This is a genomic window from Pseudophaeobacter sp. 1A09344 (genome assembly GCF_041008745.1).
GTDB lineage: Bacteria > Pseudomonadota > Alphaproteobacteria > Rhodobacterales > Rhodobacteraceae > Phycobacter > Phycobacter gallaeciensis_A.
On sequence record NZ_JAXGFS010000050.1, the window covers coordinates 1 to 230 of the forward strand.

Annotated in this window: 1 protein-coding gene and 1 pseudogene; both read left to right on the forward strand. The window is 60.0% G+C overall.

The genetic code is table 11. The features are described from left to right. Nucleotides 1–69 (forward strand): annotated as a pseudogene (locus SM765_RS23045) (electron transfer flavoprotein subunit alpha); the annotation flags it as partial. 70 nt (nt 70–139) lie between these two features. Further along, a partial coding sequence (locus SM765_RS23050; protein ID WP_368981948.1) for a biotin carboxylase N-terminal domain-containing protein occupies nt 140–230 on the forward strand: 91 nt, incomplete at its 3' end.

Here is a 230-nt window from a genome sequence, read left to right on the forward strand (position 1 = left end):
GTTGCCGATTACGGCCTCGTGGCAGACCTGTTCCAGGCCGTCCCCGAACTCACCGAAAAACTGGGCTAAAAGCCCTGTTCTGCCCGCCCATGCCCCGATTGCAAGGGCGGGCGACCAACTTTTCTGAGGGAGGCCACACATGCAGCGCTTTTCGAAAATTCTGATCGCCAACCGCGGCGAGATAGCGATCCGCGTGATGCGGGCTGCGAATGAGATGGGCAAGAAGACCG